This is a genomic window from Pseudomonas sp. stari2, from assembly GCF_040760005.1.
GTDB lineage: Bacteria > Pseudomonadota > Gammaproteobacteria > Pseudomonadales > Pseudomonadaceae > Aquipseudomonas.
This window is the reverse complement of sequence record NZ_CP099760.1, coordinates 3,077,566-3,098,442: the sequence shown is the minus strand read 5'-3', so window position 1 is coordinate 3,098,442 and position 20,877 is coordinate 3,077,566. Positions and strand designations below refer to the sequence as shown.

Sequence of the window (20,877 nt, the reverse complement as noted above, 5' to 3'; positions counted from 1 at the left end):
ATCCTTTAACCGCGTGCCTGCCTGATTGTTTTGTGCAACAGGCCGGCATTTTTTATAGGGCCGGTTTTAGAACGATGGGTTACTAAAACCGGCCATTTCTGGTCGTTCTCAGAACTTGTAGTTGAGCCGCGTGTACAGCGTTCGCCCGAACGGGTCGCCGTATTTCGGGTCGTAGCCGCTCTGAAACGTGTAGGTCTGGTTACTGAATGGCGGCTCGCGATCGAACAGGTTTTTCACCCCCAGCGTCACCGCCAGGGTCTTGCGCCAGGTGTAGGTGCCGGCCATGTCCCAGACGTTGCAGGAGCCAACGTAATCGTGGCTCTCGCGGTCCGAGTCGTGATAACCGCTGGTGTAGCGGTTGGTCAGACTCGCGCCAAACGGGCCGTAGTTCCAACTGCCAGTCAGGCTGTGGCGCCAGCGGGCCACTGCGCCGGCCGACGCGAAGTCCCCCCCGCGAAAATCTCCAAGCTTGTCGATGAAATCGCCCTTGAGCTGCTGCTGATACTCATAACGGCTGACATAGGTCCCTTGCAGGCCGATGCCGAAATCACCGAAGGAAGTGCTCGGCAGGCGATAGTCGAAGCTCACGTCGACGCCGTTGGTCTTGATCTTGCCAAGGTTGGCCAGACCGGTAACGACGTGATCGATGGAGCCGTCAGGCTTGCGGATCAAACGTTCCGGATACAGTTCCGGGTTCTCGAAAACCGCCGATTCGGGGAATTCGGCGATCTGGTTGGCGATGCTGATCCACCAGAAATCCAGCCCGGTGGTCAGGCGATCGAACGGCTGATAAACAAAACCGACGGTGACGTTGCGCGCGGTTTCCGGGCTCAGGTCCGTGTTGCCGCCCGTGGTCCGGTTGAACTGCTGGGCACAGTCGCGGTTGGCAATGCCGCCGTTGCTCGGATTGCCACCGGCACACAGGCGCGGGTCGTTGTAGTTGGCGTTGGTGAAGGTGGTGAAATTCGGGTTATAGAGTTCATACAGCGACGGTGCGCGGAAACCTTCGCTGTACGCGCCGCGTACCACCAGTTCCTTGAACGGCTGGAAACGGAACGAGTATTTCGGGTTGGTCGTGCTTCCGAAATCGCTGTACTTGTCGTGTCGCACGGCGGCGGACAATTCCAGGCTATCGAGTACCGGGACATTGACCTCGGCATATTGCGCCGAGACGCTGCGATCCCCTGACACGCTGCCGTTGGGGTCCACGCCGAGACTCTGCACATCACCGGCAAACGCAGTGAAGTCCTGATGGAAGTCTTCCTTGCGGTATTCGCCGCCCAGCGCCAATGCCGATGGACCGGCGCCGAACCAGTCGCCGATCTCGCGGCTGACACGGCCGTCAATCGCCTTCACCCGACCCACGGCAGTTGCGTAATCGCCGTCCACCGCGTTGGCCGCCAGCAATGCCGAACCGGCAGCCGTCTGCGGCCCGAACGGGTTGATCACGCCATTGGCGATCCCCTGGCTTACGGCGCGGTCGTTCACGTAGCCACTGCGGATCGTGTTGACCACTTTGTTCTGGTTGTACGAAGCGCCAAGGTTGTAATCCCACCCAACCAGCGTGCCGTCGAAACTCAACAGCAGGCGCTGACCGGTGTTGTCGTCTTCGTGACGGCGGGCACCGACCGCAGTTTCGCGCCAGTTCACGTCCACCGGTTGCGTTGAATCAAGGGCAAAACCGCTCGGCCCGGGGGTGATGCCGTTGCCCGGATAAAATGCCGTACCAGGATTGACCTGATTACCCATCAGGGTGCCGGGTCCGATCTGTGTGCGGTTTTCATTGCGCGCCCAGAAGTATTCGAGGCTGACGTTGTGATCGTCCGATAGCTTGCCGGTGGCTTTGGCGAAGGCCGAGGTCTTTTCGGTTTCCGGGACCAGATCGAGGTAATTCCACAGACTCTGGCGGCAGATACCGTTACGTGACAGCAGACCCGGTGCATTGCAACCGGAACCGGCCAATGGATTGGTAGCGTTGCTGCCCTGGCTCCAGTTGGCGGGCGACGCCGTGCCGGAGGTGTAATCAAGCCCTCGCCCCGGCTGATAGTTGTAGGTATAGGCACGATCTTCGGCGGCCAGGCGTTGCTGCTTGTCGTAACTCACAACGCCGAAGACGTTGAAGCGATCGTCCTGCAAATCACCGAAGCCCCAACTGCCGCTGAAGTTACGGCTTTCACCGCCGCCGGAATGAGTCGGCGTGTCGTAACTCGTGCTGATCTGACCTTCGGTGAGGCTGGTCTTGGTGATGAAGTTGATCACCCCACCGATGGCATCGGTGCCATACAACGCCGAAGCCCCATCGCGCAGCACTTCGACCCGGTCGATGGCGGCGAACGGGATGGTGTTGAGATCCACACCGGAGCCATTGATGGCGTTGGTCGCGTTGTTGCTCAAGCGGCGCCCGTTGAGCAGCACCAGCGTCTTGTTCGGGCCAATGCCTCGCAAGTCGGCATAAGACGCCCCGCCACTGCTCGACCCCACCGAACGTCCGGAACCTACGGACGACTGGTTGGCAGAGATCCGGTTGACCAGTTCTTCAGTCGTCGTCACACCTTGCTTCTGCAGTTCCTCCACCCGAAGGATCGTGACCGGTACCGCCGTTTCGGCATCGACCCGGCGGATCGCGGTGCCGGTGACTTCGACCCGTTGCAATTGGGTCGTCGGTTCTGTGGCATTGCTTTCGGCAGCGATGGCCGGCAACGTGTTGATTGCCAGCAGCAAGGCCAGGCTCAAAGGGGATTTAACGGGTGAAAAATGAATCATGAAAAGCCATCCCTGCGTTTTGGTTTATGCAGGGATGTGCGATGGCATGAAGGGATTTATAGGGCGCGGTTTAGACCGTTGGGTGATGAGGTTATGCAAATAGACAAGCCAGCTCATCAGCTCAAAACCATTTCCTTCAGTAACCGGGTATCCAGTCCAAATCGTTCCTGAGAAACCATCCTGAACTGCCCCTCCGCCAGATCGCAGCTCACCAGCAAGTTCCACGAATGCCGGGTTGCCACCGAGGGAATCAGTACAAACGGATGTTCAGCCAGTAAAGCGTCGGCAAACAATCGCTGATTGGGTGACGGCCGTGCAGGGCTCAGCCAGTAAGGGTTCGGCACCTCTTCAGGCTGCACGATTTTTACCTTCGCATTGTTGATGACTTCGAAACACGTCAAAACATAAGGCTCACGGTCCAGAGCATCGAAACTGCGGTTGGCTGCCACCTCCAGAATGGCCGACGACGGATCGACTGACGCGTAGACGACGCGTCGTCCGGGTATATTCCATCGACCGCCTTTCAGCCTCGATCCGATCCCGCTGTCCCACGTACCTCCGTAAACCTCGCGATCAAGCCGCCATGCATACCAATGTTTGTCCCACGGCAAGGGGTTCATGGGTAAACCCCATAGATCAGTTGCCCCAGATACTGCTCCACCATCTGAAAACCCAATGGATGCAGGGTCAATTCCAGCGGCACGCGACCGTTAAAATAGGTAGAGGGTTTCTGCATCCAGTCCTCCGCCCGTGATTGCCCTCCGAAGGCCCGAATGGCCAACTCCAGCACCAATGCATATTGGTAGGCGATGACACTCTGCTGCGGGTCAAGCCGTACCGGTTTTCCTTCCTTCAGCAGCCGCCGTACCGTTCTGACCGACATGCCAGTGATGAGTTTGACCACGTCACCGTGCTGATAAAGCTCAGACGTTGAAAGCATGTCGACGACGTCGTTCAACTCAAAGCCTTCATCCGTGAGGTGAACGATCAGCATGGCGTCATCACCGATGTTCCGGCCATGCACGAGCAATTCGACAGGCTTGCCCACAACCTTCTTCAAGCCCGTCAACCGGGGTACTTTTGCACTGGGCAACGCGACGTCCTCCATGGGACATCTGGCACGATCAACGCGCCATTGATGGCAGGTGGAATAAGCAGGCGTTTCGTATTCGAGGTGTGCAGTACGCATGATCCATCCATTATCAGAGGCCTGAACGTCCAGGCCGTGTACGACTTCAATGTCACAGCCGATGCTATAGATCACGCTTCCGACGACCAACCTGAAAAAGTCGTCGGAAATATCCCTGTTTTCACGCAAAACCAGCTTGTTTCCGTAGGACGTTCCCGAGGAAAAGTCTCATCCCCCGAAGTGATAACTCACATCCAGCCACCACTGCCGCCCATACGGGTCGTAGTTGCCGGTGGGGTAATACGGCCAGCCGGCCGAGTCGTCATGTTTGACCTGATTGAGCAGGTTGTTGACGGTCAGTCCGACACTCGCCCGGTCGTTCAAGCGATAGCGCGCACTGGCATTGAACACTGTCCACGGTGACAGACGCCCGTCGCCCGCGCCGTTGGTGACGGAGCCATAACGGATGCCCATCAGGGTCGCCGTGGCCTTCTGGTAATCCCAGGTCAGGCTGGCATTGACCTTGCTGCGCCAGTCGTAGTTGCTGCGCGAAGTGCGCAAGTCCTGGGTCGGAGCTTCGTCCGATTCCTTGTAGAAATGCGACAGCACCAGGGTGTAGCCCAGCGCCGAACTGAACGCACCGTACTGCCCGGCGCCCCAGCGAATGTTGCTCTTGAAGTCCAGACCGCTGACCCGCTCGCTGGCGGCGTTGATCGCATTGACCCGTACTCGCTGCAACTGATTGGGATCGATGGCGGCATTGCCGGGATTACGATCGACGCGTGCCAGAGTGGACTGACAGTTGGCCGAATTGATGTCCTGAGTGCCGTTGCGGCATTCGTTCTCTTCCTGCAACAGGCGGTTTTCGTCGACGGTGGTCAGCAGGTCATCGATTTCCACGCGCCAGAAGTCGGTGGAGAAGTCGAAGTTGCGCGACGGCGACCAGACAAAGCCGTAGGTCCAGGACTTTCCGCGTTCGGATGCCAGATCCGCCGTGCCGCTCTGGGTGTAATCGACACGCCCGCGATCACAGGCGCCTTCCACGCCCTGGCTGCAACCGTAGTAATCAATCTGCGCAGGGTAGTAGCCGTTGCTGTCGGACTGGTAGATGTAGTTCAGGTCGGGCGCTCGGAAACTGGTGCCGTAGCTGCCGCGCAACAACAGGCTGGTGATCGGCCGCCATTCCAGGCCAAGGTTGTAGGTTTTCTGCTGCTCGGTGCGGCCACTGAACTTGTATTGGTCCCAGCGCCCCGCCGCTGTCGCCAGCACCGTGTCAGTGACTGGAATGCTGAACTCGCCACCCGCCGCGTATCGCTTGCGCGAACCGCCGGAGCTTTGCGCCGGGGTCACGCCATAAAAACTGCCATCGTTGAGGCTGTCGTCCGGATCGATGCGGTATTGCTGTTTGCCTGCTTCCAGTACGCCAGCAAATCCAACCGGGCCGGCCGGCAGGTCAAACAGATCGCCATTGACCGAGGCGTTGTAGCTGGTAGACACCGACTTGCTGCTCTGCGTCAGGTTGCCGCGAAACTGCTCCCATTCCTGTGGCGTCAACGGCCGGTCGAGACGCGAGGCGTCTGGGGAAAATACCGGGTAGCCGCCGCGTGTACCGAGCTGCGGGCCGAGGTAAAAGTCCTGGATCGACGACAGCGGCGTATAGCGTGTGGTGCGCACGCTTTTGTATTCCGAGCGATTGGCCGCCAAGTCATACCGCCAGCCAGTGTCGGCGATCTTGTCCGACAGCCCGAGGGTTCCTGTCCATGACGTATCGCGCCACTTGCTGTTGTTGCTGGTGCGCCCGCCGATTTCCTCTTCGCCGAAACGCCGATACCAACGTTCCAGATTGCCGCTGTTCTGGTTGATGAAGTCCGGCGACGTGAAGGACGGGCCACGGGTGTTGTTCTGGATGTGATCGAGGCCATACATCAGGTCGGCGAACACCTGACCGCTGTCGCTGAAATGCCAGGTGCCGCGGGTGTAGCCGTCGTAGTTTTCCTTTTGCGTCTGGATCGTCCAGTAATCGTTGTACATCTGGTCGGTGCGGCAGCGCCCGCCGCTGTTGAACAACTTGTTGTCGAACGTGCCTTGGTAGGCGCCGCAGCCCGGTCCCAGATAACGGTTGTTGCTCAGGTCGCGACGGTAACCGACATCTGCCAGCGGCCCGCTCTGCATGAAACCTCGGTCATCAGCCCAGATCGGATCACGATTGGTCAGCTCAAGTCCGAACAAACCATCGAAGTCGCCCCAACTGCCGCCGCCGCTGATCTGCAAGCGTTGGTTGTCACCGCCGCCGCGCTCGCTGGTGCCGCCCTTGAGGTTGACGTCGACGCCATTCATTTTGTCCTTGAGGATGATGTTCACCACCCCGGCAATCGCATCCGAACCGTAGATCGCCGAGGCGCCGCTGCTGAGGATTTCGATGCGGTCGATGATCGCCGACGGAATGTTCGCAAGGTTGGTGAAGTTGACCTTGCCGTCGTACGGCGTCGGGTAATCGGCGACCCGCCGGCCATTGATCAGCACCAGCGTGTGGTTGGGGCCAAGACCACGCAGGTTGAGGGCGCTGGCGGCCGGCTGCCAGGTGTTGCCGTAGTCTTCGCCCTGGGTCATGCCGGTGTTCTGGGTTTGCGTGGCGAGCGCGTCATAGACGTTCTTGTAGCCCCGCGCTTCCATTTCTTCGTGGGTGATGACGTTGACCGGTGTCGCCCCATCGGACTGGGCGCGGGCGATGCGCGAGCCGGTGACCGTGACCTTTTCCATGCGGTAATCGGCGCTGTTGGCGGGCACCACGGCGGCAGCCTTGACCGGTGCGGCGCCTGGCGCATCGGCCTGGCGAATGCTCAACCCTTGAGTGCCCTGATCGACTTGCAGACCGCTGCCGAGCAACGCCTTCTCCACCGCCTGCCGGCCACCCAACGCACCGCGCACCGCATTGCTGCGCTTGCCTTGGACCAGATTCTGGCTGAAGGAAATCGGTACGCCGGTCTGCCGCGAAATGTCCAACAGCACCTCATCGAGTGGACCCGCAGCAATGTCGAAGGTGAAGACCTGAGCCGCCGTGTCTTGCGCCAGAACGGCCGAAGGAACGATGCCCATCGCCAGCGCGGCGGCCAGCGTCAGGCGGGTTGATTGTTGTTTGAATGAGAACATCGAGGGGCTTCCCTGTTGAAGGCGTCTGCAGGGAATGAGCAGCGGGCCGGCGCTTTTTATAGGGTCGCGGATAGACCAGGAAGTTATGGTTTTATAACCGTGCCTCGATGCTCACCCAGTAGGAGTTGTGCCAGGTCACGCGAATCGGCAGCGAGCGTTCGAGCAACTGCAGGGTGCGGTCGCTGTCGTCCAGCGGATAGAGGCCGCTGAGGCGCAGACCGGCGACGTCGGGGCTCAGGTACAGAATGCCGCGACGGTAACTGCGCAGGCTGTCGATGACTTCGCTGAGGGGGCGGTCGCGCACTTCGAGTCGCCCTTGGACCCATGCACTTTCCTGCCCTTTGCTGCGTTCCAGCGCGAGGATTTCCTGACCGTTGAACAGCAAGCTCTCGCCCGCCCCCACCACTTGCCGCGCGCCGCTGGCAGTGACCACTTCGACTTGCGAGTGCAGCATCACCAGCCGCGTCGAATCTTCACCACGCTGCACCAGGAATTTCGTACCGAGGGCGCGCATCCGCCCGTGTTCGGTTTCGACCACAAACGGCCGGGCCGGATTTCTCGCCACATCGATCAGCAGTTCCCCGCTGCGCAGGGCCAGCAGACGCTCTGCGCTGTCGAATCGCGGCACCACGCGGCTGCGGGCGTTCAGCGTCAGGGTGCTGCCATCCTCCAAGGTGAATTCACGTCGCTCGCCTGTTCCGGTCGACAACTCGCCGGCCTCGGGCAACCAGCCAAAACGTCGCCCGAGCAACCCGGCCAGCACCGCGAGGCCGAGCACGCTCAGGCTGCCGCTGATGAATCGGCGGCGACTGCTGGAAGGCGCATTCAGGCTGTGCAGCACACTCTCACGGGGCAAGCCGCGCAGGTTCGAATGATGCAACAGACTCAGCCCGCCGCCCATCTGCTCGATGATTTGCTGATGCCGTGGATCCGCCGCACGCCAGGCGTCGAACGCTGCGCGCTCCTGTAGGCTGACATCCCCCGATTGCAACAGCGCCATCCATTGAGCTGCTTCGTCGATCAGCGTTTCGTCCGGTCTCATACCTGCATCGCCTGATAGCAACGTTTGAAGGCTTCGACCATGTACTGCTGCACGCGACTGGTGGAGACGCCAAGGCGTTCGCCGATTTCGCTATAGGTCAGGCCATCGAGCTGGTGATAGAGAAACGCAGCCTTGGCCTTGGCCGACAGACCGTTGAGCAAGCGATCCACCGCCAGCAACGTTTCGATCACCAACGCCCGTTCTTCGGGTGACGGATGCACCGGCTCTGGCGCCAGGGCCAGGCTTTGCAGATAGGCGCGCTCGAGATCCTGTCGGCGCCAGCCTTCATAGACCAACCGTCGCGCAATCGTAGTCAACAGCGCGCGGGGTTCGCGAATCGCCAGCGGGTCAGGCAATGCCAGCACCCGCAGAAAGGTTTCCGAAGCAATGTCCTGTGCGCTGTGCGGGCAGCCGAGGGTACGGCTGACTGCGGCGCATAACCATCGGTAGTCCTTTTGGAACATTTGCCCGATGACCTGGTAATGCGGGTTGTGACTCCCCATGCCTTACTCCCTGAAAACGGGCTCCACCCGCTGCGAAAATCCATGGATACGCCGGGATCGTCCGGCGTTGATCAGGGCTGCGACTGTGCAATAGCGTCGCGGACATTTGAAGTAATAAAAAATCAGGATATGCAAACCATTGAGCATAAGACGCTTTGTCGCCACGGCAACATTGGCTGACACAACGTTGATCTCGATCAGTGGCGCCGGCCACGCCAGTCTCTAACCTTGCGCCTCCATCGATAGCCACGGACGGCTCACCGAGAGCCTGCGGCTGACCCTTCAAGGAAGAGCAATCATGCGATCACTCAACATCATTCTTTTGTCGTCGGCGTTCAACGGTCTGACTCAACGTGCCTGGCTGGACCTGCGTCAGGCGGGCCATTCGCCCAGCGTCGTATTGTTCACCGACGAAACCGCCGTCTGCGAACAGATCGAAAACAGCGGCGCCGACCTGGTGATCTGCCCGTTCCTCAAGGATCGTGTTCCCCATGCGCTGTGGAGCAATCCGCAACGTCCTGTGGTGATCATTCACCCCGGCATCGTCGGTGATCGCGGCGCCAGCGCGCTGGACTGGGCGATCATGCGTGAGCTGCCGTCCTGGGGCGTGACCGCCCTGCAAGCGGTGGAAGAAATGGACGCCGGCCCGGTCTGGGCCACCTGCGAATTCAACCTGCCGACGGGCCTGCGCAAATCCGAGCTGTACAACGGCCAGGTCAGCGACGCGGCGATCCGTTGCATCCGCGAAGTGGTGGAGAAATTCATCGACGGCTTCGTCCCGGTGCCCCTGGACTACACCGATCCCAAGGTTCGCGGCTGCCTGCAACCGAACATGAAACAGGACGACCGCACCTTCAGCTGGCACGACTGCTCGCGATTCATCAAACGCTGCATCGACGCGGCGGACGGCCAGCCTGGCGTGCTCGCCAGTCTCGCCGGCGGTCAGTATTACGTCTACGACGCGCACCTCGATCAGCGCACCGGCATCCCCGGCGAGATCCTCGCGGTACACGACGATGCGGTGCTGGTGGCCACCGGTGATCACAGCCTGTGGATCGGCTCGCTGCGACGCAAACCGCAACCGGGTGAAGAAACCTTCAAGCGTCCGGCGCGGCATGTGCTGGCCGGACAACTGGCGAACGTGCCGGTGCTGGACTGGTCGATCGCCAACGCGCCGTTCAGCGATGAGGCATATCAGCCGATCCGCTATCGTGAGTCCGGGCATGTCGGCGAGCTGACTCTGGAGTTCTACAACGGCGCCATGAGCACCGAGCAGTGCCATCGCATGGTCGAAGCCCTGCGCTGGGCCAAATCCCGCGACACTCAAGTGCTGTTGATCAAGGGTGGACGCGGCAGTTTCTCCAACGGTGTGCACCTGAACGTGATTCAAGCCGCCGAAGATCCGGGCGCCGAAGCCTGGGCCAATATCCAGGCCATCGATGATGTCTGCGCAGAATTGCTCAGTGCGCGGCAACTGGTGGTCAGCGGCGTTACCGGTAATGCCGGCGCCGGTGGCGTGATGCTCGCCCTGGCGGCTGACATCGTGTTCGCCCGCGCCGATATCGTGCTCAACCCGCATTACAAAAGCATGGGCCTGTACGGCTCGGAATACTGGACCTACAGCCTGCCCCGCGCCGTAGGCCCCGCCATGGCCGAACAACTGACTCAGGCCTGCCTGCCCGTCAGCGCCACTCAGGCATTGCAACTGGGCATGGTTCAGGAAATCGGCCCGCGCTGCCCGGACGAGTTTGGTTTGTGGCTGCTGCAACGAGCCAATTCGGTGCTGACCGATCCGACGTATGCGGCGGTGCGTAAACGCAAGCTGCGGGTTGATCATGAGCTGATCCGCCAATGCCGCGAAACCGAGTTGCAAGAGATGCAGGAAGACATGCTGTACAACCGCAATCAGTTCTCCGAGAAGTGCCGGAACTTTGTTTACAAGCGCAAGACGTGCTGCACGCCGGCGCGGTTGGTGGAGGATTGGGCGCGGATGCGTGAGGCAGAGTTGGCCGGTTGAGTCCCGATGCAAGCTCGCGATTGCACGATGACGCGATCGCGAGCCTGCGCCTACAATGCCGGCACCTCAACCGCCGGCCCGCCCATGGACATCGACCTCGCCCGCACCTTTCTGGAAATCGTCCGCCACGGCAGCCTCGCTGCGGCGGCCGAGAAGCTGTTCGTCACCCAGACCGCCATCACCGCCCGGGTGCAAAAGCTCGAAAGCCAGTTGGGCAGCACGCTGTTCGTGCGCAATCGCGCCGGTGCGCGCCTGACTGCCAATGGCGAGGCCTTCGTGGTCTACGCCAATCAACTGGTGCAGACCTGGGAAGCCGCCCGCCGCGACCTGCCGCTGCCCGAAGGCTACGACAACGTGCTGCACATCGGTGGCGAGGTCAGCCTGTGCAACCCCCTGATGCTCAGTTGGGCCGCCGAACTGCGCGAGAAAATCCCCAGCCATGCCCTGCGCATGGACATCCGCGACGGCGAGAACCTGCTGCGTCAGCTCGAACTCGGCGTACTTGATGCCGCGCTCGTCTACCAACCGGAATACTGGCCGGGGTTGCAGGTCGAACAAGTGCTGGAAGAGAAACTCATTCTGGTCCGAACGCCCAACCGCCCCACTCCTTACGTGTACATCGATTGGGGCACCGACTTCCGCCGGCAGCACGACGCCGCGCTGCCGGAAAAGGCCAAGGCAGCCCTGAGCTTCAACCTCGGCCCGCTGGCCTTGCAATACATTCTGGAAAACGGCGGCAGCGGCTACTTCCGCACCCGCGTCGTTCGCACCTATCTGGAAAGCGGCGCGCTGGAAGTCGTCACCAAAGCCCCGGAATTCGGTTATCCGACCTATCTCGTCTATTCCCGCGACCGCGATTCGGCAACCTTGCAACAGGCGTTCGATCTGCTGCGCGAAGTGATCAAGGCCGATGATGACTGGTCGCAGCGCTGGAACCCGTTGAGCTGACGACCGCTATGCACCGGAGCATGGCAGTTGTGACCTCAAGGTAGACCCTGCACAAACGGCGGGATCGGCTAATCTGCCGGGATAACAACAATCTCCGCAGGTGACCGCAGTGAGGCAGACCACCGAGGCTTTTCGCAGCCGCTATCGCGCGGCGATTCATCCTCTGTACAACCCGTGGCTGCACGGCGTCTTCGTGCTGCTGTTCGGCGTGCTGGCGATCGGCGCGTTCTGGAGCAGCGCGCATCAGGTGCGTCCACTGGAATGGCTGGCCGTGCCGCTGACCCTGCTGTTCTTCAACTTCGGCGTGTACGTGGTACACCGCCACCTCGGGCATCACAAGAAAGCCTTCGCCAAGATGTTTTACGCCCGCCATGCCGGCGACCATCACAGCTTCTTCACCCCCGGCCACATGACTTGGGACAGCGCCCGCGACTGGCGGGTGATCCTGTTTCCGGCGTGGCTGATCGTGGTGCACACACTGGTGATCACCCTGCCCCTGTGGTGGCTTTTCTCACAGGTCAACGCCAACGTCGCCGGACTGTTCGGCGGCAGCATGGTGCTGGGTTACCTGGCCTATGAAGTGTTTCACGCCTGCGAGCACTTGCCGGCGCAAAACCCGCTGAGCCGCCTGCCGTGGATCCGCCACATGCGCCGCCTGCACGAGTTGCATCATCGGCGCGAGCGCATGCAGGAGCGCAATTTCAACATTGTCCTGCCGTTGATGGATTACCTGTTCGGCACCCTCTACTGGGAACCGGAACCCGCCCCTCTGACCGATTCGAGAACGTCCATGACCCGCATGCAGCATCCGATCGACATCGCCGGCGAGCCGATTGCCGTGCTCGCCTACGCCGCCACCGTCAGCCGCTGGCCGGAATGGCATCCGTCTTCGCTGAAAATCGACGGCCCTGCCGGCCCGTTGCATGCCGGTGCGCGTTTCGAGGAAGACATTCATGCCGGTGGCCGCGAGGGGCATTTGAGCTGGGAAGTCACCGAATACCTGCCGGGTCGGCGCTGGTGTGCCCGGGCCCAGGGCGATCATGGGCTGTCGTTGCATTTGACTTACGAATGCTCGGCCGCAGGGGAAGGAACGGCCTTCGTGCGCACTCTTGATTACCGCTTCGAAAGTCTGGGCATGCGCATCGCCAATCAGTTGCTGCTCAAGCGCCGCATCGAACGTGAATCGGCGGCCTCGATGCTGGCCCTGCGCGACAGGGCGACCCGGCATCTGGCGCTCGCGGGAGCTCACGTGTGAAATTGCGCCATTTGATTTTGCTGCTGATCGTCGTGATTCTGGCCTTTCTGCTGCTGATGCCGACCAAGGTCGAACCGGTGGCGTGGACACCGCAACCGGCACCGTCGCTGACCGAAGGCATCTATGCCGAAAATCAGCGTCTGAAAAGCGCAGCACAGGTCGGCCCCAGCGACATTGAAGGCCCGGAAGCCCTGCTGCTGGAGGACGGCGCATTGATTACCGGGCTGCACGATGGGCGCCTGATCCGTACCAGCCTCGACGGTCAGCAACGCAAAGTGCTGGCCGATACCGGCGGCCGGCCGTTGGGACTGGCGCGGCATCCGAATGGCTTGCTGGTGATCGCCGACGGGGTCAAGGGTTTGCTGTCCCTCGATGCTCAGGGCCGACTGACCGCGCTGACCACCGAAGCCAATGGCCTGAAGTTCGGTTTTACCGATGACGTGGCCATCGACAAGTCCGGGCATTACGCCTACTTCAGCGATGCCTCCAGTCGCTGGGGTTACGGCCATGACGGCGAAGCGATCATCGAGCACGGCGGTGACGGGCGTCTGCTGCGCTATGACTTCCAGACCGGCAAGACCAGCGTCCTGCTCGACAAGCTTGAGTTCGCCAACGGCGTGACCCTCGGCCCGGATGACGCCTATGTGCTGGTCAACGAAACCGGTGCCTACCGCATCAGCCGCTACTGGCTGACCGGGCCGAAGGCCGGCACCCATGACCTGTTCATCGACAACCTGCCCGGCCTGCCCGACAACCTCGCGTTCAATGGTCGGGATCGTTTCTGGGTGGCGCTGTACACGCCGCGCAATCCGCTGCTGGATCGCACCGCCGGGCATCCGTTCGTGCGCAAGATGCTCGTGCGGGCGATGACCGTCCTGCCCAAACCGCTGGAAAAACGCGGGTTTGTGCTGGGACTGGATCTGGACGGCAAGGTGATTGCCAATCTGCAGGATGCCAGCGCCGGCAATTACTCGCCGATCACCACGGCGCGCGAGTATGGCGACTGGTTGTATTTCGGTTCACTGAAGGCCACGCACATGGTGCGGATGCCGCTGGATGCAGCCTTGAAATGAAGGCCTGAAATTCGTATTGAATCAGCGGGCGCCATCGCTGCGATGCGGCGGGCCGACGAGCCAGCGATGGCGGACGGTCAGTTGTTGGATCGATCAAATTTTTCCGGGTCCTCATCTTCCGGCACATCCGCAATCTTGCGTTCCTCCTCAGGATGGCGGACGGTATGCGCCGGACTGTTGGGCTCGGGATGCGTGGGAACCGGGTCGAATGTACCCTGCTCCTCACTGGGGAATTTGGGATTCATAAGGCACCTCGCAAAGAGTCGCTAAGTGAAGACTCTGTACATTCGAGGTGCCGTCGTGGCTGTCGTTCCAGTCGTGCACCATCGAAGATCAATGGCGCGACTGACGGTCAGGTTCGCGCCTGCAACTGCTCGACGATCTTGTCTTTGACCTGCAAACGTTTCTCTTTGAGTTTCTTCAACGTGTCATCGCTGGGCGCATCCGAGGTCGCGGTCTCGGCCTTGACGACTTCGGCGTCCGCCTGAGAATACTTGTTGATCAGTGCATCCAGATGTGGATCCGCGGTGCGTCGTTGCTGGATCTCTTCCTTTGTAAGTTTCAAGTCCTGTAACAGATCATGAGTCACCGGCATGGAACACCTCCGTCAGTTGATCGGCAGCCAACGCGACCGATTGCGCTGGCCAGTTATCAGAATGGCCTCGGTTGACCGGTTCTGTCGACCACCTGTCAGACCAGCGGTGCCCGTTCGTCGCCCTTTCGCAAATGCAATAAAACCTTCGCCCGCCGGCGCATCTCCATTGAGTACCCCCCAAAATACCTGTGTGGAGAAACACCAATGGACGGATTCAATCTGCGTCATCTTTTTCTGGCCGTGGTTTTGAGCACCGGCATGGGCTCGGCCTTTGCCGCCACCGACAATGACTTCGTCGATAACGCGGCTGCCGGCAGCATCGCTGAAATCGAAACCAGTCGCCTGGCGCTCGAGAAAAGCCAATCGGCCGACATCAAGGCCTTCGCCAACATGATGATCACCGACCATGGCAAGGCCAACGATGAATTGGCCACAATCGCCCAGGCCCACGACATCAAGGTCCCGGACTCCACGACGCTGGTCAAACAAGCCAAGGAAAAGATCCTCGACATGCGCGATGAGTCCTTCGATGCCGCCTACGCCAACAATCAGGTCAAAGCTCACGAAGAAGCCATCAAACTGTTCGAGAAACAGGCGAGCACCGTGACCGACGACCAGGTCAAGGGCGCCACAGAACTCAAGGGTTTTGCCCAGAAAATGCTGCCCGGCCTGGAAAAACACCTGGCCGCCGCCAAGGAACTGCAAGCCAAACACCCAAGCAAATAAACGCCAACCGCGCAAAAGGGCCGCATCCAGAGGATGCGGCCCTTTCATTTCTGCCCCCCCCGAAACCCGCCAAAAAACCTCCGCCGCCACCCATGCCGACTAGAGTTACCGGAACGCTCCTTGCGGAAGGTCAAAAATATCCGCGCAGGAACGAACAACTATTTCATACGGCAAATGTCATTCATTTCGCGCCGGTCGTTTTCCTGCAAACCGGCCCCTCATTCGCGACGGAGCAACAGGCACATGGCAGCACTGCAGAACAGCACACTTGGTGCGATGAAAAACAAACAGGCACAACTGCTGGATGAATGGACTCGAGGGCTGGTCGACAGCGGTGCCACCCGCAACCTCAAAGACCACGACGTGCAGCAACAGACCAGCGAATTCCTGCAACTGGTGGTCACGGGGCTGGAAAACGACAGCGGTACCAACATTGCCGCACCGGGTTGGGAGGCTACCCGCCAGTTCCTCGAAAAGCTCTCCTACAGCCGCGCCCTGCTTGGTCAGGACTCGCAACAAACCGCCAGTTTCATTTTCTCGCTCAAACGCCCGCTGTTTGCCTTGTTGCAAAACCATTACCAGGATCAACCCGCCCTGCTCGCCGAACAGCTCTGGGAAATCTCCGAACTGCTCGATGCCTTCGGCATGCACACCATCCGCACCTTCCAGAAGTCCCGTGAAGCGGTGATCAAGCGTCAGCAGGAAGAACTGCTGGAGCTGTCCACACCGGTGGTCAAACTCTGGGACGGCGTCCTCGCGCTGCCGATGATCGGCACCCTCGATTCGCAACGCACCCAGGTCGTGATGGAATCGCTACTGCAACGCATCGTCGACACCGGCTCGGAAATAGCCATCATCGACATTACCGGCGTGCCGACCGTCGATACTCTCGTCGCCCAGCACCTGCTCAAGACCGTCACCGCGATCCGCCTGATGGGCGCCGATTGCATCATCAGCGGCGTGCGTCCGCAGATTGCCCAGACCATCGTGCACCTTGGCCTCGACCTGCAAGGCGTGGTGACCAAGGCCAACCTGGCCGATGCGTTGAAACTGGCCCTGACCCGCCTGGGCATCACTCTCGCCAAGACGGTTTAAGCGATGGAACGTATCCCGATTCTCCAAATGGGCGACTTCCTGCTGGTGACCATCCAGGTCGACATGCATGACCAACTCGCCCTCACCCTGCAGGACGATCTGTCCGAGCGCATCAGCAAAACTTCGGCGCGCGGGGTGTTGATCGATATCTCGGCACTGGACATGGTCGATTCGTTCATCGGCCGGATGATCGGCACGATCTCTGGCCTTTCGAAAATCATGGACGCCGAAACCATGCTGGTCGGCATGCAGCCGGCGGTGGCGATCACGCTTGTCGAACTCGGCCTCAACCTGCCCGGCGTCAGCACCGCGTTGAACGTCGAGCGCGGCATGAAACTGCTTCAGGAACGGGTACGCCAGCAATGACGGTGCGCAGCAGCGGTACGCAACCGATCAACATCGAACAAGACGTGGTGCTCGCCCGGCAACTGGCGCGCAAACTGGCCACCGAATGTGGCATGCGCCTGATCGACCTGACCAAACTGGTGACCGCCGTCAGCGAGCTGGCGCCATACACCATGGTGTATGGCGGGGGTGGCGACATGGACTGGCAGATCCTCGACGACAACCACAAGGTCGGTCTGCGCCTGACCTTCCGCGATGAAGGCCCGGGCATTGCCGACATCAAACTGGCGATGACCGATGGCTGGACTTCCGGCAGCGGTCTGGGCCTGGGCCTGACCGGTGCCAAGCGGCTGGTGGACGAGTTCGAGCTGGACACCGCGCCTGGCCAAGGCACGCGCATAACGATCACACGATGGACATGAATATCAGCGGGTCACTGACCCAGGTGTTGTTGATCGAAGAGAACAGTCAGATCGGTCACGCCCGGCGCATCGCGCAGAAACTTGCCGAGCAGCACGGCTTCGACGAGCACGACGCCGGACGCGTAGCGCTGGTGGCCACGGAACTCGCCAGCAATGTGCTCAAGCACGCCGGGCGCGGCGAACTGCACCTGCGTGCCCTGCCCCGAGCTGGCGGGTCCGGCATCGAGATGCTGGCGGTCGACAGGGCCAATGGCTTCGATCTGCAGGACTGTCTGACCGACGGTTTTTCCACGGGAGGCACCCACGGTATCGGCCTCGGCACAATATCCCGACAGGCTGAAGTCTTCGACGTCTACTCCGACGCTCGGGGCGCCGTGTTGCTGGCACGCCTCTACTCGCGCTATGACAGCCTGCCCGACATGCGCTTCGGAGTCAGTCAGCATTCACTGCACAACGATCCCGCGTGCGGTGATGTCTGGCATCTGGCGTTCAACGGGCAAGACTTCAGCGCACTGATCGTCGATGGTCTAGGCCACGGCGAAGATGCGGAACGGGCTGGACGGGCCGGAGAAAAAGCCTTTGCCCTGACCCCGTTCGCCGCCCCGGTGCAGTTGATGGAAGACCTGCACCGGGAAATGATCGGCACCCGTGGTGGTGCCGTCGCATTTGCGCAGTTCCATGGCGCGCGCGACAGCCTGACCTTTGCCGGTGTCGGCAACATCAGCGCCAGTCTGGTGACCGCCGACAAGTCCCGCGGACTGGCCTCGCACCCGGGGATCGTCGGCGGCCAATACCGAAAAGCCCAGCCCTTTGACTATGCTCACGTGAATGGACATCTATTGATCATGTACAGCGACGGCTTGCAGTCCCGTTGGAACCTACAAGACTACCCCGGCCTGGTGCACCGCCATCCCGCCGTGATAGCCAGCATCCTGCACCGCGACTTCAGTCGCGGGCGTGACGATGTAACGGTGCTGGTCGTTGCCCTGGAGGCCGCCCATGGCTGAGTCCCCGACCTTGAACAGTGCCGAGCAATCAGCGCTGATCGCCCAATTGCAGAGCGAAACCGCCGCGCTGCGCGAAGAACTCGACGAAACCAATCAGGGCGTACTGGCCCTGTACGCCGAACTCGACATCCAGGCCGAGCAATTGCGCCAGGCGTCGGACCTGAAAAGCCGCTTCCTGTCGTACATGAGCCACGAATTCCGTACGCCGCTGGGTTCAATCCTGAGCATCAACAGCCTGCTGGCCGATGAACTCGACGGCCCGCTCAGTCCCGAACAGCACAAGCAGGTTGCGTTCGTCAGCAGCGCCGCCCGCGAACTCAGCGACATGGTCGATGACCTGCTCGATCTGGCGAAGATCGAGGCCGGGCGCATCACCATTTCCCCGGCATGGTTCGACATGTTCGACCTGTTCGCGGCGTTGCGCGGGATGTTCCGGCCGATTGTCGACGCTACAGCCGTGGACCTGATTTTCGAAGAGCCGGTGGGCCTGCCGCGCCTGTACACCGATGACAAGAAGCTGGCGCAGATCCTGCGCAACTTCATCTCCAACTCGCTGAAATTCACCACTCGTGGCGAAGTCCGGGTTTCGGCACGGCTTGAAGGTCAGGACAAGGTGCGTTTCGCAGTTAGCGACACCGGCATCGGCATTGCCCCGGAGTTGCACGGCGCCCTGTTCGAAGACTTTTCACAGGTCGATTCACCGCTGCAAAAACGCCTGCGCGGCACCGGGCTCGGGTTGTCCCTGTGCAAGCGCTTTGCGGCGCTGCTGGGTGGCGAAGTCGGCATGGACAGCGCACCGGGCATCGGCTCGACCTTTTTCGTGATCATCCCGCTGGCGATCGCTTTGGAGAACGTCGATGAAACATGACATCCGCCTGCTGATCGTCGACGACAACGTCGCCACCCGCTATGCCTTGCGCCGACGACTGGAGCGCCATGGCTACGAAGTGCTGGAGGCCGGCACCGGTGGCGAAGGTCTGGCGCTGATCGCCAGCGAAGCACTGGATGCGTTGATTCTCGACGTCAACCTGCCGGACATGAGCGGTTTCGACATCGTCCGTGAACTGCGCGCCGACTCTCGCACTGCCCTGCTCCCGGTGATCCATGTGTCGGCGGCGTCGATCCAGACCGGCGACATCATCACCGGTCTCGACGCCGGGGCTGACGCCTACCTGATTCACCCGGTCGATCCCGATGTTTTGCTCGCGACCCTGCGCACCCTACTGCGGGTGCGTGACACGGAGAACGCCCTGCGCGAAAGCGAGGCACGCTTCCGGGAAATCTTCGTCAATGTCTCGGCGCCGATTGCGGTCATCGATGCAACCCTGAAAGTCCACGAGTGCAACCACGCCTTCGCCCAACTGATCCAGGACAACCGCGACGCGCAGATCCTCGACGAGTGCTTTGCCGAAGATCAGGGCGCCATCCTCAAGGAATTGCGTCTGCGGCTGGTGGACGGAGAACGCTGGAAAGGCACGCTGAACATGCGCGTGCAGGGCGAAATCCGCGAAACCCAGTGGCAGATTTCCCCGTACCGTACGCCGGAACTGAGCCTGGTGTTCGTCGAAGACGTCACCGAACACCGTCACCGTGAACGCTCGCACCTGGCACAGCTGGACGACACCACCACGCAACTGGCCAAGGAAGTCGCCGACCGGGTACGGGCCGAAGCTCAATTGCTGCAAGTGCAGAAAATGGACGCGCTGGGCAAGCTCACCGGCGGCATCGCCCATGACTTCAATAACCTCCTGACCGGGATCATCGCCAGCCTGGAACTGATCCAGAAACGTGTCGCCGACGCCCGTCTCGACAAGGTGCAGTTCTACGCCGACGCCGCGCTGAATTCGGCGATGAGCGCCGCGTCACTCACCCATCGCCTGCTGGCCTTTGCCCGGCAACAGCCACTGGACACCCGGCCGGTGGACATCAACGATCACGTGCGCTCGCTCGAAGAGTTGCTGGTGCGCACCATCGGCGAACGCATCGCCCTCAAGCTTGAGCTGACCAGCAAACCGGCCATCGCCCTGGTCGATCCGATTCAACTGGAAAGCGCCGTGCTCAACCTGATCATCAATGCTCGGGATGCGTTGCCGCAAGGCGGCAATATCTGGGTCAGCACCTATGCGGCGTACTCCCACGGCGACCCGAACCTGACCGATGGCTCCTACGTGGCGCTGTCGGTACGCGACGACGGCACCGGCATCGAGCACAGCTTGATCGACAAGGTGTTCGACCCGTTTTTCACCACCAAGCCATTGGGCCAGGGCACCGGTCTGGGGTTGTCGATGATTTACGGTTTCGCCCGTCAGTCCGGCGGCGATGCACACATCCGCAGCGTCGCCCGGCGCGGCACCGAAGTGACCATCATGCTGCCGGCCACCAGCGACCCGACGGCCGTCGATCTGGTGCCGCCAGCCGTCGACCCGCAAGGTTCCGGCGAGCATGTGCTGATCGTCGAGGACATGCCGTCGGTGCGGCTGTTCGTCACCGAAGTGCTGGAAGACGCCGGTTACCGCTGCACCCAGGCCGGCGATGTCGAAACCGCGCTGGAACGCCTGCAGAATGAGCCCTCGATCAACCTGCTGCTGACCGACGTTGGCCTGCCACGCATGAGCGGTCGCGAACTGGCAGACGTTGCCCGCGGCTGGCGCGAAGGATTGCCGATCCTGTTCATGACCGGTTACGCGGAAACCGCGATCAACCGTCAGGTGTTTCTCGGTGCCGGCATGGACATGCTGGTCAAGCCGTTCCAGATCAGTGAATTGCTGGACAAGGTGCGCCGTACGCTCGACGGCGCCTGATACGCC

Annotated in this window: 19 protein-coding genes; 11 read left to right on the top strand and 8 right to left on the bottom strand. The window is 61.0% G+C overall.

Translation table 11 applies throughout. The features are described from left to right. Positions 1-108: 108 nt before the first annotated feature. The 6 genes from NH234_RS13985 to NH234_RS13960 form a co-directional block, all read right to left on the bottom strand. Positions 109-2,763, bottom strand: coding sequence for a TonB-dependent receptor (locus NH234_RS13985; RefSeq protein ID WP_367257070.1), 2,655 nt, complete (start codon positions 2,761-2,763; stop codon positions 109-111). A gap of 116 nt (positions 2,764-2,879) precedes the next feature. Further along, positions 2,880-3,383 carry an RES family NAD+ phosphorylase gene (locus tag NH234_RS13980; protein WP_085730737.1) on the bottom strand — a complete coding sequence of 168 codons (504 nt, stop codon included), beginning with the start codon at positions 3,381-3,383 and terminating at the stop codon, positions 2,880-2,882. Beyond that, positions 3,380-3,871, bottom strand: a complete 492-nt coding sequence (locus NH234_RS13975) for an antitoxin Xre/MbcA/ParS toxin-binding domain-containing protein (protein WP_367257176.1) — start codon at positions 3,869-3,871, stop codon at positions 3,380-3,382. The genes NH234_RS13980 and NH234_RS13975 overlap by 4 nt, the downstream gene beginning before the upstream one ends. 249 nt (positions 3,872-4,120) lie before the next feature. After that, positions 4,121-7,042 carry a TonB-dependent receptor gene (locus NH234_RS13970; RefSeq protein ID WP_367257068.1) on the bottom strand — a complete coding sequence of 974 codons (2,922 nt, stop codon included), beginning with the start codon at positions 7,040-7,042 and terminating at the stop codon, positions 4,121-4,123. A gap of 91 nt (positions 7,043-7,133) precedes the next feature. Further along, positions 7,134-8,084 (bottom strand): FecR domain-containing protein, encoded by a 951-nt coding sequence (locus NH234_RS13965; protein WP_367257066.1) that lies wholly within the window; start codon positions 8,082-8,084, stop codon positions 7,134-7,136. Continuing rightward, positions 8,081-8,587: a sigma-70 family RNA polymerase sigma factor gene (locus NH234_RS13960; RefSeq protein WP_367257064.1), complete on the bottom strand. Its 507-nt coding sequence runs from the start codon at positions 8,585-8,587 to the stop codon at positions 8,081-8,083. The genes NH234_RS13965 and NH234_RS13960 overlap by 4 nt, the downstream gene beginning before the upstream one ends. A gap of 298 nt (positions 8,588-8,885) precedes the next feature. Between NH234_RS13960 and NH234_RS13955 the strand changes: the two genes are divergently transcribed. The 4 genes from NH234_RS13955 to NH234_RS13940 all read left to right on the top strand — a co-directional run bounded on the left by NH234_RS13955 (position 8,886) and on the right by NH234_RS13940 (position 13,880). Then, a complete protein-coding gene (locus NH234_RS13955) occupies positions 8,886-10,604 on the top strand; it encodes a hydrogenase maturation protein (RefSeq protein WP_367257062.1) in 1,719 nt (572 codons plus the stop codon). Positions 10,605-10,688: 84 nt separating this feature from the next. Beyond that, positions 10,689-11,552 (top strand): LysR family transcriptional regulator, encoded by an 864-nt coding sequence (locus NH234_RS13950; RefSeq protein ID WP_085731251.1) that lies wholly within the window; start codon positions 10,689-10,691, stop codon positions 11,550-11,552. A 109-nt stretch (positions 11,553-11,661) separates the two neighbouring features. Next, positions 11,662-12,807 (top strand): SRPBCC family protein, encoded by a 1,146-nt coding sequence (locus NH234_RS13945; RefSeq protein WP_367257060.1) that lies wholly within the window; start codon positions 11,662-11,664, stop codon positions 12,805-12,807. Next, positions 12,804-13,880 (top strand): SMP-30/gluconolactonase/LRE family protein, encoded by a 1,077-nt coding sequence (locus NH234_RS13940; RefSeq protein WP_367257058.1) that lies wholly within the window; start codon positions 12,804-12,806, stop codon positions 13,878-13,880. Before NH234_RS13945 ends, NH234_RS13940 begins: the two co-directional genes overlap by 4 nt. A gap of 77 nt (positions 13,881-13,957) precedes the next feature. Here NH234_RS13940 and NH234_RS13935 read toward each other — a convergent pair whose 3' ends face one another. Beyond that, the gene (locus tag NH234_RS13935; RefSeq protein WP_367257057.1) at positions 13,958-14,125 is read right to left on the bottom strand and encodes a hypothetical protein; all 168 of its coding nucleotides are present in this window, start codon (positions 14,123-14,125) and stop codon (positions 13,958-13,960) included. A gap of 107 nt (positions 14,126-14,232) precedes the next feature. Then, positions 14,233-14,475, bottom strand: coding sequence for a DUF465 domain-containing protein (locus tag NH234_RS13930; protein WP_007959466.1), 243 nt, complete (start codon positions 14,473-14,475; stop codon positions 14,233-14,235). Positions 14,476-14,679: 204 nt separating this feature from the next. On the opposite strand from NH234_RS13930, the gene NH234_RS13925 reads away from it, so the two are divergent. From NH234_RS13925 to NH234_RS13895, 7 genes are all read left to right on the top strand, one after another. Continuing rightward, entirely contained in the window at positions 14,680-15,201 is a 522-nt protein-coding gene (locus NH234_RS13925; RefSeq protein ID WP_367257055.1) for a DUF4142 domain-containing protein, read from the top strand. 243 nt (positions 15,202-15,444) lie between these two features. Next, positions 15,445-16,296, top strand: coding sequence for an STAS domain-containing protein (locus NH234_RS13920; protein ID WP_085730729.1), 852 nt, complete (start codon positions 15,445-15,447; stop codon positions 16,294-16,296). 3 nt (positions 16,297-16,299) lie between these two features. Continuing rightward, positions 16,300-16,662 carry an STAS domain-containing protein gene (locus NH234_RS13915; RefSeq protein ID WP_007959463.1) on the top strand — a complete coding sequence of 121 codons (363 nt, stop codon included), beginning with the start codon at positions 16,300-16,302 and terminating at the stop codon, positions 16,660-16,662. Continuing rightward, complete coding sequence (locus NH234_RS13910; RefSeq protein WP_367257053.1) at positions 16,659-17,063, top strand: ATP-binding protein; 405 nt, start codon at positions 16,659-16,661, stop codon at positions 17,061-17,063. The genes NH234_RS13915 and NH234_RS13910 overlap by 4 nt, the downstream gene beginning before the upstream one ends. Beyond that, positions 17,060-18,070, top strand: a complete 1,011-nt coding sequence (locus tag NH234_RS13905) for an ATP-binding protein (protein WP_367257174.1) — start codon at positions 17,060-17,062, stop codon at positions 18,068-18,070. The genes NH234_RS13910 and NH234_RS13905 overlap by 4 nt, the downstream gene beginning before the upstream one ends. Further along, positions 18,063-18,938 (top strand): ATP-binding protein, encoded by an 876-nt coding sequence (locus tag NH234_RS13900; protein ID WP_085730727.1) that lies wholly within the window; start codon positions 18,063-18,065, stop codon positions 18,936-18,938. Before NH234_RS13905 ends, NH234_RS13900 begins: the two co-directional genes overlap by 8 nt. Next, positions 18,928-20,871, top strand: a complete 1,944-nt coding sequence (locus NH234_RS13895; RefSeq protein ID WP_085730726.1) for a response regulator — start codon at positions 18,928-18,930, stop codon at positions 20,869-20,871. Before NH234_RS13900 ends, NH234_RS13895 begins: the two co-directional genes overlap by 11 nt. Positions 20,872-20,877: the final 6 nt, after the last annotated feature.

What these genes read in the sequence shown, in the direction of transcription:
- NH234_RS13985 (WP_367257070.1), bottom strand. Translation starts at nt 2,763, where the DNA reads ATGATTCATTTTTCACCCGTTAAATCCCCTTTGAGCCTGGCCTTGCTG.
- NH234_RS13915 (WP_007959463.1), top strand. Translation starts at nt 16,300, where the DNA reads ATGGAACGTATCCCGATTCTCCAAATGGGCGACTTCCTGCTGGTGACC.
- NH234_RS13930 (WP_007959466.1), bottom strand. Translation starts at nt 14,475, where the DNA reads ATGCCGGTGACTCATGATCTGTTACAGGACTTGAAACTTACAAAGGAA.
- NH234_RS13955 (WP_367257062.1), top strand. Translation starts at nt 8,886, where the DNA reads ATGCGATCACTCAACATCATTCTTTTGTCGTCGGCGTTCAACGGTCTG.
- NH234_RS13895 (WP_085730726.1), top strand. Translation starts at nt 18,928, where the DNA reads ATGAAACATGACATCCGCCTGCTGATCGTCGACGACAACGTCGCCACC.
- NH234_RS13980 (WP_085730737.1), bottom strand. Translation starts at nt 3,383, where the DNA reads ATGAACCCCTTGCCGTGGGACAAACATTGGTATGCATGGCGGCTTGAT.
- NH234_RS13905 (WP_367257174.1), top strand. Translation starts at nt 17,060, where the DNA reads ATGAATATCAGCGGGTCACTGACCCAGGTGTTGTTGATCGAAGAGAAC.
- NH234_RS13970 (WP_367257068.1), bottom strand. Translation starts at nt 7,042, where the DNA reads ATGTTCTCATTCAAACAACAATCAACCCGCCTGACGCTGGCCGCCGCG.
- NH234_RS13950 (WP_085731251.1), top strand. Translation starts at nt 10,689, where the DNA reads ATGGACATCGACCTCGCCCGCACCTTTCTGGAAATCGTCCGCCACGGC.
- NH234_RS13965 (WP_367257066.1), bottom strand. Translation starts at nt 8,084, where the DNA reads ATGAGACCGGACGAAACGCTGATCGACGAAGCAGCTCAATGGATGGCG.
- NH234_RS13910 (WP_367257053.1), top strand. Translation starts at nt 16,659, where the DNA reads ATGACGGTGCGCAGCAGCGGTACGCAACCGATCAACATCGAACAAGAC.
- NH234_RS13935 (WP_367257057.1), bottom strand. Translation starts at nt 14,125, where the DNA reads ATGAATCCCAAATTCCCCAGTGAGGAGCAGGGTACATTCGACCCGGTT.
- NH234_RS13920 (WP_085730729.1), top strand. Translation starts at nt 15,445, where the DNA reads ATGGCAGCACTGCAGAACAGCACACTTGGTGCGATGAAAAACAAACAG.
- NH234_RS13975 (WP_367257176.1), bottom strand. Translation starts at nt 3,871, where the DNA reads ATGGAGGACGTCGCGTTGCCCAGTGCAAAAGTACCCCGGTTGACGGGC.
- NH234_RS13900 (WP_085730727.1), top strand. Translation starts at nt 18,063, where the DNA reads ATGGCTGAGTCCCCGACCTTGAACAGTGCCGAGCAATCAGCGCTGATC.
- NH234_RS13960 (WP_367257064.1), bottom strand. Translation starts at nt 8,587, where the DNA reads ATGGGGAGTCACAACCCGCATTACCAGGTCATCGGGCAAATGTTCCAA.
- NH234_RS13925 (WP_367257055.1), top strand. Translation starts at nt 14,680, where the DNA reads ATGGACGGATTCAATCTGCGTCATCTTTTTCTGGCCGTGGTTTTGAGC.